The 12483-nt window shown below is 63.8% G+C and carries 12 protein-coding genes; 6 read left to right on the top strand and 6 right to left on the bottom strand.

Annotated elements, in window-relative coordinates; genetic code table 11:
- Positions 1 to 21 precede the first annotated feature (21 nt).
- From LGN17_RS13085 to LGN17_RS13075, 3 genes are read right to left on the bottom strand one after another with little or no spacing between them, the layout of a single operon-like run.
- A complete protein-coding gene (locus tag LGN17_RS13085; protein WP_226197181.1) occupies positions 22 to 960 on the bottom strand; it encodes a GGDEF domain-containing protein in 939 nt (312 codons plus the stop codon).
- Positions 957 to 1583, bottom strand: coding sequence for a chemotaxis protein CheC (locus LGN17_RS13080; RefSeq protein ID WP_039344650.1), 627 nt, complete (start codon positions 1581 to 1583; stop codon positions 957 to 959). The genes LGN17_RS13085 and LGN17_RS13080 overlap by 4 nt, the downstream gene beginning before the upstream one ends.
- Positions 1576 to 1944, bottom strand: a complete 369-nt coding sequence (locus LGN17_RS13075; protein WP_039344648.1) for a response regulator — start codon at positions 1942 to 1944, stop codon at positions 1576 to 1578. Before LGN17_RS13075 ends, LGN17_RS13080 begins: the two co-directional genes overlap by 8 nt.
- A gap of 20 nt (positions 1945 to 1964) precedes the next feature.
- Here LGN17_RS13075 and LGN17_RS13070 point away from each other — a divergent pair, with 20 nt between their 5' ends.
- Entirely contained in the window at positions 1965 to 2306 is a 342-nt protein-coding gene (locus LGN17_RS13070) for a hypothetical protein (RefSeq protein ID WP_226197180.1), read from the top strand.
- Positions 2307 to 2413: 107 nt separating this feature from the next.
- Positions 2414 to 4672: a hybrid sensor histidine kinase/response regulator gene (locus tag LGN17_RS13065; protein WP_226197179.1), complete on the top strand. Its 2259-nt coding sequence runs from the start codon at positions 2414 to 2416 to the stop codon at positions 4670 to 4672.
- A gap of 46 nt (positions 4673 to 4718) precedes the next feature.
- Here LGN17_RS13065 and LGN17_RS13060 read toward each other — a convergent pair whose 3' ends face one another.
- Positions 4719 to 5273 carry an NADPH-dependent FMN reductase gene (locus tag LGN17_RS13060; protein WP_069252806.1) on the bottom strand — a complete coding sequence of 185 codons (555 nt, stop codon included), beginning with the start codon at positions 5271 to 5273 and terminating at the stop codon, positions 4719 to 4721.
- A gap of 363 nt (positions 5274 to 5636) precedes the next feature.
- On the opposite strand from LGN17_RS13060, the gene LGN17_RS13055 reads away from it, so the two are divergent.
- The gene (locus tag LGN17_RS13055; protein ID WP_226197178.1) at positions 5637 to 6236 is read left to right on the top strand and encodes an RNA polymerase factor sigma-70; all 600 of its coding nucleotides are present in this window, start codon (positions 5637 to 5639) and stop codon (positions 6234 to 6236) included.
- On the top strand, positions 6214 to 6432 hold the full coding sequence (locus LGN17_RS13050) for an anti-sigma factor family protein (protein ID WP_226197177.1): 219 nt from the start codon (positions 6214 to 6216) through the stop codon (positions 6430 to 6432). The genes LGN17_RS13055 and LGN17_RS13050 overlap by 23 nt, the downstream gene beginning before the upstream one ends.
- A 144-nt stretch (positions 6433 to 6576) precedes the next feature.
- On the opposite strand, the gene arsC is transcribed toward LGN17_RS13050, so the two are convergent.
- The gene (gene arsC, locus LGN17_RS13045) at positions 6577 to 6936 is read right to left on the bottom strand and encodes an arsenate reductase (glutaredoxin) (RefSeq protein ID WP_226197176.1); all 360 of its coding nucleotides are present in this window, start codon (positions 6934 to 6936) and stop codon (positions 6577 to 6579) included.
- 960 nt (positions 6937 to 7896) lie between these two features.
- Here arsC and parA point away from each other — a divergent pair.
- Complete coding sequence (gene parA / locus LGN17_RS13040) at positions 7897 to 8559, top strand: ParA family partition ATPase (protein WP_175952785.1); 663 nt, start codon at positions 7897 to 7899, stop codon at positions 8557 to 8559.
- 23 nt (positions 8560 to 8582) lie between these two features.
- The gene (locus LGN17_RS13035) at positions 8583 to 9644 is read left to right on the top strand and encodes a ParB/RepB/Spo0J family partition protein (RefSeq protein ID WP_226197175.1); all 1062 of its coding nucleotides are present in this window, start codon (positions 8583 to 8585) and stop codon (positions 9642 to 9644) included.
- Between the two features lie 89 nt (positions 9645 to 9733).
- Here the strand turns inward: LGN17_RS13035 and LGN17_RS13030 are convergent, their stop codons facing one another.
- The gene (locus LGN17_RS13030; protein ID WP_226197174.1) at positions 9734 to 11101 is read right to left on the bottom strand and encodes a replication initiation protein; all 1368 of its coding nucleotides are present in this window, start codon (positions 11099 to 11101) and stop codon (positions 9734 to 9736) included.
- Positions 11102 to 12483: the final 1382 nt, after the last annotated feature.

The following is a 12483-nucleotide window of genomic DNA, read 5'->3' as shown; positions in this document are numbered from 1 at the left end:
ACGGCGGGGCGGAAGCGCCGCCTATGCGTATGCGACCGACCGGTCGCGCCCGAGCCGCTTCGCGCGATAGAGCGCGGCATCGGCCTCGTTGACGAGCACGTCGCAGGTCGGCGCCCCCGTCCTCGCACACGCGCCGCCGACGCTCGCCGTCACCGGCACGCTGACCCCCTCGGCGTCGACCGGCGTGCTGCCGATCGCATCGCGCACCTTGTCGGCCACCCGCATCGCCTCGTCGAGATTCGTGCACGGCAGCAGCAGCGCGAATTCCTCGCCGCCGAAGCGGCCGAACGTATCCTGCGCGCGCACGATCGACGCAACGCGACGCGCGGTCTCGCGCAGCACGGCATCGCCGACCGCATGCCCGAAACGGTCGTTGATCGTCTTGAAGTGGTCGAGGTCGAACAGCAGCACCGACATGTCGCCGCCGTAGCGCTGCCAGCGCGCGAATTCGTCACCGAGCCGCGCCTCGAAGAAGCGCCGGTTCGCGATGCCGGTCAGGCCGTCGCGATTCGCGTGCTCGCGCAGCTTCGCGACCGCTTCCTCGCGCTCGCGCTGCATCACGCTCACATGCGTGACGTCCGAGATCGTCACGCACACGGCCTCGACCTCGCGGCCGCGCGTGAGCGGCATGAACGTGCAGTCCTGCTGCATGTAGTCGACGCCGCCCGTGATCGGCCGGTCGTGCTCGAAGCGGAACAGATAAGGCCGCTGCTCCCACGAGCTGAACGCAAAGCTGCCGAGCTGGAACACGCTCTCGAGCTTGCGCGACAGCCATGCGCGCGGCAGGTCGGGAAAGCAGTCGAACAGGTTGCGGCCGATCACATCGGCGGCCGGGATGCCACTGTGGTCCTGCATGAAGCGATTCCACATCAGCACGGTCATCGCGCGGTCGAGCACGAACAGGCCGAAGCCCACCCGCTCGATCACGAGGTCGCTCAGCGACGGGGTGGCGGCCGTCATAGCGCGGACAGCAACGCGTCGAGCGCGTCGCCCATCAACCGGATCGAATCCTCGGCCATCAGCATCACGAAGTGGGCCCGGAACGCGTGGTCCTCGAGCCCGAAGTTCACTTCCAGCAGCAATGCCACGCTCCATGCCAGCTCGGTCGGCTGGAATACGTCGTCGAACGACACGTTCGCGCCGAGCAGCCCCGGCGGAAAAAACACAGGCTTGCGGCCGAGCTCGTCGAGGATCGACGCGACGCACGCGCCCATCAGCACGTTCGCGACGTCGAACACGACTTCGTCGGGCGTCGCCATCCCGCCGTACACGCCGTCGCCGAACGTGCGGTCGACGACCGACATGAGCCGCGCGATGCTCGCGGTGCGGCACAGCACGATCGCTTCGCCCTTGATGTCGGAACGGAAGCCCTGGCGCACGGCGGTCACGTTGTCGTGAATGCCCGTCATCTCGCGCAGCGCATCCCCCGCGTCGGTCGCTTTCACGACCCGCACGCGCGGCACCGACAGCTCGATGAAATGCCCGAGCAACAACGCGAGCCGTGCGGCGGCGCGGCCCATTGCGAGGTTGGCGATCTCCTGCAACGCGTCGCGTTGCTCCGCCGTGAACACCGAGTCAGGCATACAACCCATACTCCTTGAGAATGGGCAGCAATGCCTCCGACGTCACGGGTTTGGCTACGAATGCGATCGCGCCCAATTCGCGCACGCGTGCTTGCGCCTGCGGCTGGATATCGGCGGATACCACGATCACGAACGTGTTCAGATCTTCGTGGCGCAGTGTCTCAAGAACCTGATATCCACTCATGTCGGGCATCGTCAGGTCCAGAAACATTACGGAAGCTTTGCCGTCACGATAGAGCGCCAAGGCCTCTCGACCATTCGCGGCATACGCGACTTCGACGTCCCAGCCTCCCGGCAGCGCCTTTGTCAGAAGTTTGCGAGCGAGCAGCGAATCGTCGGCAATTACAATCGGCAAAGGCATGGAGCGATGCGGTATACGGAATGGTCTCTCTCGCGTTAACGACCGCGCGGCGCACTTCTTTAGGCGCCATGCGTTCGGGTGCGGGCAACCGCCTTGCGGCCACGCGCGGGCGCCGCGACGCGGATGCGCGCGACGCACCGCGCGGCGAACGCCGGCGGGCGCATATATCTGTCATTGGGAAAGCAAGGCGCGATTCTCTGAGTAAAACGGAGGCGATGCAACTCGCCATTTTCACCATTTCGAACAGAATCGGTCCGAACCAGCGCCATTCCGAAAACAAGCGCGACCATTTTCGAGATAAGCACGCAAAATTTTTCCTTGTGTACGTTTGCGCTGCCGGATTCGTCGCGTTTTCAATCTGACAATTTCCCCTGTCGAAATCGACAGGATTGCGGGCGTCCGGGGCCGTGCGGCGGCCCGTCGCAACTCGTTTATGATGGCAGGCACCTCTGCCTCACCCGCCTTTTCGATGACGTCCGACCGGCCCGCCGACTCCCACGCTCCCGCCTCCCCACCCGCCGACGACTGGCAGGACGACGGCAACTATGCGTCCGGTGCGCCCGAGCACGATTTCGCGGTGCGTCGCGTGACGCTGATCGTGCTGCTCGTCGCGGCGATCGTGCTGCCGTGCATCTACGTCGTGGTGATGGCGTACAACGACCTGAAGACGCGCGAGGCCGCCGCGAGCGACGTGACGATGCGCACGGTGCGGGTGGCCGAGGAGCACGCGCTCAAGGTGTTCGACCTGAGCGAGACGCTCGATGCGCGCATCGTCGATCTCGTGCAGGACATGGACGACGCGACCGTGCGCAACCGGGAATCCGACATCCACGAAGCGCTGAACACGATCGGCGGCGGCTATCCGCAGGTGGCCGCCGTGTCGATCTTCGGCGCGAGCGGGATGCTGCTCGCGAACAGCCTCTACTATCCGGCGCCCTATGCGTCGATCGCGAACCGCGACGACTTCGCCGGCATCCGCGACGGCAAGGTCATCGAACACATCTCGCGGCTGATGATGGGGCCGCTCAAGCTCGAGAACATTCCCGTGTTCAACACGGGCGTCGCGCGTCGCCATAGCGACGGTTCGTTCGCCGGGATGGTGTCGATCGCGCTGAAGTCGTCGTATTTCAACGCGTTCTACCGCGACCTGCTCGGCGGTGCGAGCACGCCGATGACGATGGCGCTCGCGCGCTCGGACGGCGCGGTGATCGCGTCGTATCCGCCGCCGCCGGCGCTCGCGCACACCGATCGCGCCGTCACGTTCGGCGACGCGCGCAACGATCCGCGCGCCGGTGTCGTGCGCGTGCGTCACGACGGCGCGAGCAGCGAGATCGTCGCGTATCGCCAGGTCGGCAGCTATCCCGTCTACGTGACGTGCGCGTACCGTACGTCGGCGATCTGGCATGAATGGTACGAACACCTGAGCGTGCTGTTCATCTCGATGTTCGCACCGTCGGTCGCGCTGTGGTCCGTGATCTGGCTGTCGCTCAAGCGGCTGAAGGCGGAAGAGGAAGCGTGGGATCGCTGGCAGGCCGAAGCGTCGATGCGGCGCTCGATCGAATCGGCGTACCGGCAGTCGCGCAAGATGCAGGCGCTCGGCAACCTCGTCGGCAGCGTCGCGCACGACTTCAACAACCTGCTGATGATCATCTCGAGCAACGTGCAGATCGTGCGGCGGCGCGGGATCCAGCACCTCGACAAGGAGCTCGGCGCGATCGAACGCGCGCTGAAGAACGGGCAGTCGCTCACGCGCCAGCTCCTCGGTGTCGCGCGCAAGCAGCCGCTGCACAACGAGACGATCGACGTCGGGCAATGGCTCGGCACGTGCCACGAATTACTGAAGACATCGCTCGGTTCGAAATCGTCGCTGGTCGTCGCGATCGAGCCCGGTGTGTGGCCGATCCGCGTCGACGTCGCGGAGCTCGAGCTCGCGGTGATCAACCTCGCGGTCAACGCGCGCGACGCGATGGTGACCGGCGGCCGCTTCACGGTCGGCGCGCGCAACGTGACGCTGCGTCGCGAGGACGGCTTTCCGCTGACCGGGGATTTCGTGCAGATCTCGCTCGACGATACGGGTTCGGGCATGGCGCCCGATGTGCTCGCGCGCGCGTTCGAACCGCTGTTCACGACGAAGGCGCAGGGGATGGGGACGGGGCTCGGCCTGCCGCAGGTGTTCGCGTTCTGCGAACGCTCGGGCGGCCTCGCGACGATCGACAGCGCGGTCGGCGCCGGCACGTCGGTGCGCCTCTACCTGCCACGCGCGCGCGCCGAGGATGTCGTCGCGCGGCCACCGGCGATCGTGCACGACGCGGGGGCAGGCGCGCTCGCCGGCCTGCACGTGCTGCTCGTCGAGGACAACAGCGAAGTCGCGGCCGGCACCGAAGCGCTGCTGTCGCTGCTCGGGCACCGCGTGACCTACGCGCCCACCGCCGACGACGCGTTGCGCCTGATCGAAGGCGCAGCCGCGAACGACGTGTTCGACCTCGTGATTTCGGATATCCACATGCCGGGCCGCCTGAACGGCATCGACCTCGCCGAAGCAGTCGAGCAGCGGCCGGAGAAACTGCCCGTGATACTCGTCACGGGTTACGCGGAGGAGCTCGACCGCACGCGCACCGTCAACGTCCGCGTGCTGTCGAAGCCGTTCGACATCGCGCTGCTCGACGAGATCCTGCTGGGCATCCGCGAAGCGCGCGATGCACGACAAGCGCGGCACGCCGGCACGTGACCCGCTGCGTGCGGGCCGGCGCCGCCGGCGTGAACGGGTGTGCCGCTCAGGCCGACTTCAGCAGGCGCACCCAGCCCGTGTAGCGATCGACGAAGCCTTGCAGGAACTTGCGGGTGTCTTCGCTGACGATCTGGCCCTGGTCGTCGATGCGCGCCGGATCGTGCTTGATGAACATCTCGGGCTGCCCGAGCGTCTTCACGTCGAGATACGCGAGCACGTTGCGCAGGTGCTGTTGCGCGAGCGCGGTGCCGGTCGCGCCCGGCGACGTGCCGAGCACCGCGCCCGGCTTGCCCGACCACGAGTTGGAACCCCACGGGCGCGAGCCCCAGTCCAGCGCATTCTTCAGCACGCCCGGAATCGAGCGGTTGTATTCGGGCGTGACGAACAACAGCGCGTCGGCGGCCTCGATCGACTGCTTGAAGCGCTTCGCGACTTCCGGGAAATCCGCGTCGTAGTCCTGGCTGTACAACGGCAGCTCGCCGATCTCGACGAACTCGAACGAGAAATCGGCGGGGGCGAGCGAGATCACGGCGTGTGCGAGCGCGCGGTTCCACGACGCGCGACGCAGGCTGCCGACGACCACAGCGATGCGATAGGACATGGCATTCTCCTTCCGGTGGGTGAGGAATCGGATCGATTGCTTCCGAACGAGCGACAAAGGTCTGTTTATAGGCAAGCCAGCCCGCGAACCGCCCCACGGGGCCGTCCGGCCGACTTTCCACAAGGTTTTCCACAGAAATTGTGGATAACTCCGCCGTGATGTTCCGACGTTGCAGATTGCCCGCCGCGTGCCGTCGCCGACACGCGACACAGGGTTCGGCAAGCATAGCGCAGCGCGCCGGCCGGTTTCGTGAATTCGTGACGGAACATGCATTGCAGGCCGGGACCGCGCCCAGTAAGCTGCTCGCACCGCGACGCGCCCGCTTGGGCAAGTGCGCTTGCCTCGAGACACCGCAACCCAGACATGCCGGCTGCTTACGACGATCCCGCCTATCTCGCGCAACTGCGGCGCGACCTGCTGCGCTTCGCGCGACTCCAGCTCCGCGATACCGACGCGGCCGAAGACGCCGTGCAGGAAGCGCTCGCCGCCGCGTGGTCGCACGCGGGCGATTTCGCCGGACTGTCGGCACACAAGACCTGGGTGTTCGGCATCCTGCGCAACAAGCTGATCGACGTGCTGCGCGCGCGGCAGCGGACGGTCAACCTGTCCGCGCTCGATGCCGAACTCGACGGCGAATCGGTGCTCGATCGCGAACTGTTCAAGGAAAACGGGCACTGGGCCGCACATGCGAAGCCGCGACCGTGGCCGCGCCCCGAGACGCTGTTGCAGCAGCAGCAGTTCTGGACGCTGTTCCAGGCCTGCCTCGATCACCTGCCGGAGCAGATCGGGCGCGTGTTCATGATGCGCGAATTCCTCGACGTGGAAATAACGGACATCTGCAGCGAATTGACGCTGACGACAAATCATTGCAGCGTGCTGCTGTATCGGGCGCGCACGCGCCTGCGAACCTGCCTGAGCGAACAAGGACTGACGACCGAAGATGCTGCCGGGGAAATGTACTGACGTGACGCGACTGCTGTCGGATGCTCTTGATCGGCATCTGACCCTGCATGAACGCCTGCAGGTGCGCATACACCTGCCGACCTGCAGTGGCTGCAGGGCCTATCGCGGCCAGATCACGCTGCTGCGGACGGCCGCGAAAGCGGCGGGGCGGGAGCCTGCCCCGGATGATGACGGTGGGTCGTCCGGGAAAGGCTAGGCCGGATCGCGTGATGGCGATCGTTAGGGCGGTGGCGGGTGGGTGGTGGCGTGCTGCCCGGCGATCGTGCGGGCTTCGATTGCCGGCGCTTGGGCTAATGCTTGCGCCGGGCTGACGCAATCAGAAAAATACGGTGGGCAAGAATTATTCGAACAGTACCCGCACCGATTCGGGCGGCCGGCCGATGGCAGCCTTGCCGCGATAAACGACGATGGGCCGCTGCAGCAGGATCGGATGAGCGGCAATTGCCGCATAGGCTTCCGCATCGGTCAGATCGGCGCGAGCAAGATTCAGCTCCTTGTACGGCTCCTCACCGTCGCGCAGCATGTCGCGAACCGGACGGCCAAGCTGCCGATGCAGCGCTTCCAGTTCCTCGACCGTCGGCGGCGTCTTCAGATACTCGACGACTTTCAACGGCGCACCGGTGGTATTCAACGACTCGACCAACGCAAGCGTCTCGCGCGACTTCGAGCATCGGGGGTTGTGGTAGATCGTGATCATCATTCAGGCCTGGAAGGTAGAGCCTTGTATTGTAGCTAGTCTGCATCGGGGGCTCGGTGGGGCGGTGGACGTGGGATCTCGGGTGCGGATTCGCTGCTTCGTAGAGGCAGGTGGTGAAGCCGTGCGACGGCCCGCGAGTGGGGAGTACGGCTCGGGATGCGCTTTAATGAATTGGTGGGTTTATGCGCATAAAGGCGAGCGGAGTTCTATCGCGGGAGGATGAATTAAGGTCTCGCACGCCTGATCAATACGAAGAGGGGCAATCTGCAAAGGGCGTAGCCAGTAGCATCGCAGGCCGGTGTTTATGCGCATAAAGCGGGCGATTGCCGGGTAGGGTACCTCGCGATCCACTGCGTGGTGAGTACTGAAATTTCGGCGCGTCGGTGTGCTGCCTGCTCGGTGTGAATGCGGCGGCGGTATGCTGCCTCGCAAGTAGGTCGTCGCGCGCGGATTCCGGCGCGGTCGGGATGTGAGCCTTCGTCGCTCGCGGTTTATGCGAGCGCTTTATGCGCATAAACGTAGTGTCCGGATAGCGTATCGTGTCGACGTACGCTGGCTCAGTGGCGTACCTCGACGCTGCATAACCAGCCAGGCGCACCACTCACAACCCACGCCCAGAAGCACCGACCCTCCCGGCGCACAATCTAGCGCCCCGGTTTCCGCGGAGTTTATGCGCACAAACTCTCCGGCTCTCAGGCAAGACGACCCCATCCGAGAGAAAGGGCAGTGCACCGGGATCCTGCGGCAACTCGCTACGCCACGCGTGATGACTCAACCACCGCGGTCACTCATCGACGTCTCAGGCATCCGCCACGCCATCCAATCGAGCCACAAGCCATCGTCGCTTCGTTTATGCGCATAAACCGATAGCCCGAATGGCCAATGCGTCGTTGCAGAACGACAATTTCATTGAAATTAAAATATCGTCCTGTAGAATTCCAACGACCAAAATAGGAGTGAAAATTGGCCGCGGAAATCATTGCAGTCACTCAACAAAAAGGTGGCGTCGGCAAAAGCACGATTGCCATGCACCTCGGTGCCGCGTTCCATGAAAAAGGGAAGCGCGTCCTCGTCATCGACGCAGACCGTCAAAACACACTGGTTCACTGGTCAAGCGCATCCGGCGACAGCGACACCGGCATTCCGTTTCCGGTCGTCAACCTGGCCGAAGCCGATGGCCAGATCCATCGCGAGATCAAGAAGTTCATCAACGACTACGACATCATCGTCGTAGACTGCCCGCCGTCGATCACCGAGAAGGTATCGGGCGTGGTCCTGCTGGCCGCATCGATTGCCGTGATTCCGACGTCGTCGTCGCCGGCCGATTACTGGTCGAGTGTCGGGCTGGTCAAACTGATCCAGCAGGCGCAGGTCATGAACGAAGACCTCCGCGCCGTCTTCCTGCTGAACAAGACCGAAGAGAAACGCATGCTGACCCGCGAGCTCAAGCGCGCGCTCGAGGAACTCGGCTTCCCGTTGCTGAAAACGCAGATCCCGACCCGGGAGGCGTACAAACAGGCGATGGCGCTCGGTCAGACCGTGCTGCAGATGAACGATCGTGGCGGCAAGCTGGCCGCTTCAGAAATTCGCGCATGCGCCGACGAAATCGTCGCCATGCTGCCCTGACTTTATGCGCACAAAGGAGTCACATGAAACCCTCCCAATTTGCCAAAGGATTCCAAGCGCGCCCGGATATCACGACGAGCGAGAAGCGCACGGCGCTCGATCGACTCAATGCGATCGACGGCATCGTCAAGTCCGAGACGCCCACTCCGGCACCGGCCCGATCCGCGAAAAAAGACATCGCGCCGCCGCCCGCTCCCGAGCTCACGCTCGATCCGTCGATCGATGAATCGGCACAATATCGCGCGTGGCGTCTCGAGAACCGCTATGCGCCGGGGCAGGTGATCGAACTGCCGCTGAAGGCAATCAAGCATAGTCCGTTCAATCCGCGGCACTTCTATCTGAAATCGTCGATTGCCGAACTCGCGGTCAACCTCGCGAAGCAAGGGCAGCAGCAGGCGATCCACGTGATTCCGGACTACGAGAACCCGGGCACGTATTTCGTCAGCGACGGCGGCCGCCGCGTGCGGGCACTGAAGGAAGCGAACAAGGAATCGGTCAAGGCGATCGTGATCGACGTGCCGATCGGCATCCAGAGCTACAAGCTCGGCTACGACCTCAACGTCCAGCGCGATTCGCAAACGGTGTTCGACAACGCCGTCGTGTGGCGCCGCTTCCTCGACGACAAGCATTTCCAGAGCCAGAAGGAGCTCTCCGAGCACCTCGGCCTCGATGAATCGACGGTGGCCGTCGCGCTGTCGATCGGCAAGCTGCCGGAAGCGATCATGCAGGAAATGGTCGCGCGCCCCGATCGCTTCGGTTCGAACATGGCGTATCAGGTCGGCCGCTATCACAATGCGCGCGGCACCGAGGCCACGCTGCGGTTGATCAACAAGATCGTGTCGGACGATCTCAGCACGCGTCAGGTGTCGGACATCGTCAAGGGGCGCGTTGCGGCGCAGGAAACGCCGAAGGCTGCAGGCCGTCAGCGCTATGCGCAGCGTCACGAGATCAAGCTCGGCGGCAAGTCGGTCGGCGACCTGAAGTCGTATGGCGAAGATCGCATCGAATTGCGCCTGCGCGGTCTCCCCAAGGACAAGCGCGACGCGATCCTCGAGCAGCTCGAGCGGATGCTGTTGTCGGAGTGATGGAAACGGCCGGCAGGACCGGTGAGGACGCCGGGCCCGCCAACTGAAGGCGGGGCCGGCGGCGGCCCGTCAGCGGGCCTGAGCGGGCCTCAGGCGGCCCGCGACTGGTTCAGCGTGAACGACAGCAGGTCGCCGTCCGTCGGCTCGCCCCAGGTCCTCTGGGCCAGCCAGTCGAAAAAGGCCGTCTCGGCCAGCTTGGAATCGAGGCCGCGCTTGCGCCAGTCATCGCGCAGATGCGTGCCCATCGTCGGCAGCGCCTCCGATTCGAACGACTCGCGCGCCACTTCGCGCTCGGCGTCGCCCTGCTCTTCGTACAGCACCTTTGCTTCCTTGCGGCGGAACGCCGCGAACTCGCTCAGCAGGCGTGCCTTCAGATCGTCCGGCTGGGCCGCTGCAATCTTCGGGGACGGCGTGCCGGCAGGCAGCGTGTCGACCGACTCGACCGGCGGCGCATAACCCTTCTTCAGCGCATCCTTGAACAACGCCGGCGCGCTGCGCACCGGCGGCAGCGTCGTGCTGCGCATCCGCTGCTCGGTCATCTGCAGCGCGGCACGAATGCGGTTCTCCTCGCTATCCGCATAGAGCGTCTGCGCTTCCTTCAGCGGGATCCCGAGCTTCACCATCCGGTCGACCAGCGTGCTGTCGAACACGTTCGGGTGTTCGTCGAGCGCGAGCATCGGCTGCTTGCGTTCGGTCACGCGGAACTGGATCTCCGCGACCCGGCGCCCTTCACGGTGCTCGATCAGTTCGACGAAGATGTTGGTAACCGCGTTGACTTCCGCGATCGCGGGGCGCAGATAGTCGCGCTTGAAGTACTTGTACTCGCGCTTTGCCTCGTCGCCGGCTTCCGTATCGGGCGTGCCCGACAGGATCGGCCGCCACCACTCCCACGGCTCGCGCATCGTCAGGTGGCTCGGGTTCGTCAGGTAGCGCACGCAGATCTCGTACAGCGCGAGGCCGGCGCTGCTACGCAGCTGGCTCTGGAACTGCAGGCTCAGGCGCGCATACTGAACCGGGTCGAGCAGTTTCTTCTTGATCTTCGGCGCGAACGAGAATTCGACCCACACGCGGCGGGTTGCCGGATCCTCGAGAATTTCCGCGTCCGCGATCAGCGTCGAGATCCCCCACTTGCGGCCCGGCTTCTGGCTCGAGGTCCCCGTGCTCCATTCAACCTGCACCGACACCATGCGGCGCAGGTGTTCCTTCACCAGCGCGGTGTCGTTCGAATCGAAGGCGGAGTTGGCGACGATGTCCGACAGCAGTGCGCGATACGTATCGCCCGAGTCGTCGGCCTGCTGCGCCACGGCCAGCAGGACATTGAACAGCTTGCGAGTGAGGAGCGTGATCTTGCCGCTCTTCGGCTGAATCGCGATCGCCTCGACGGCCTTCCGCAATTCGGCTGAACTGGCACTCACCACATCCACATCGGTTTTCTTGGCGCGCTTCGTCGTGGCCATACGTCGGGTCGGAGGAGAAGTTTTCCGGAAGGATAGCGCCTGCGGTGAAGTGCGTCCAGAACGACATGCTCACCATAGCGGGTGAAGCGCGCGTGCAAAACGGCACTCACCCCAGACGCTCCCGAAAACCCTCACCGCTGCGGATTTGCAGCGTTCCTGACTCGTCCAGACGTGCTGCGGGATGCGCCGATTCACAGAATTTCACCTGTGCGCGACACGTGCAAAATGTGCTCCCGTATCGGCTCACCTTTCGATTTGTCGTAATTTTACGACTGCGCGGCTGTGCATTCGGCACAGGGTTGCGATCCCGGGTCACCGCGCTTCTCCGAAAGCCCTCATCGGCCTGTATGCATGTACAGGCCTGACTCCCCGGGAAATCGGGATCGGGCCCGGCGTCCCGAAAGACGCCTGCGAAACCGGCCCGCGCGACCCGATCGGGCCTGCTTTGGCGGCCCGGGCGCGCATTGTACAGTGCACAAACCGTATCGGGCCCCGAAAATACTCACCTTGAGCACAGTGTGTTCATTTGTCCGGATATCGACGAATGCCCGACACGCGGGGGATTCACTACCCAAGCCTCCCGAAAACGCTCACCTTACGGAAAAAACGCTGTGCTCCCACAGGCATGCGAGAGGCTCCCGAAAAACCTCACCGTAACTGCCTCGGTATCAAAAATCCCAATGCCTTCCGATACTTATGCACAGAAGGCATTAGGCTGTGCGCCCCCGACGTCCCCCGAAAAGCCTCACCTTTCGCTGGAAATCCTTCATACGACAACCGCATGGCAGCCCCCGAAAAATCTCACCTGTACCAAAAAGGGGCACAGCGAAAACCAGATTTCTTCCAGTCCTGGCGGGCTTTTCGGCGAATTCAACCGTACATGGGTCCCGAAAAGCCTCACCTGTGACCATTTTTCGGGCAAACGCCGTTCCCGAAAAGGCTCACCTGTAGCCGGAATCACAGCCTGTGATCCGGGCCCCGAAAAATCTCACCTTAACGGGATCCAGCCAGGAAAACCCGGATTTCCCTCCCGAAAAGCCTCACCTTTAGGGCTTCACAGGTCCCCAAGAACGCTTTTGCTGTGCAAAATGGCGTTCGTTTCCCGGAAATCCTCACACCAAACTCCCGTGGAGTCCCGTGAAACCTCACCTTTCACGAAAACTGCCTAAAAGATGGGCAGAATCGGGGCGCGAAGAAGGTCCTGCAAATTCTCACCTATGTCTGCACAGGCAGAAAACTGTGCAGTCAGGCACCGCGAGGGTTCCGTGGCTGTGAGGCCCCGAAAAGCCTCACCTTTGGGAAATCTCGTGTTTCACTGTGATCCCGAATCCGCTCACGACCTTTCCCGCAACGGCTCACGCAGCTCCCTGAACCCAATCACG

It is taken from the genome of Burkholderia sp. AU30280 (genome assembly GCF_020420125.1).
Lineage (GTDB): Bacteria > Pseudomonadota > Gammaproteobacteria > Burkholderiales > Burkholderiaceae > Burkholderia.
Note: the sequence above shows the minus strand (reverse complement) of the source record. Positions and strands in the feature narration are given on the sequence as shown.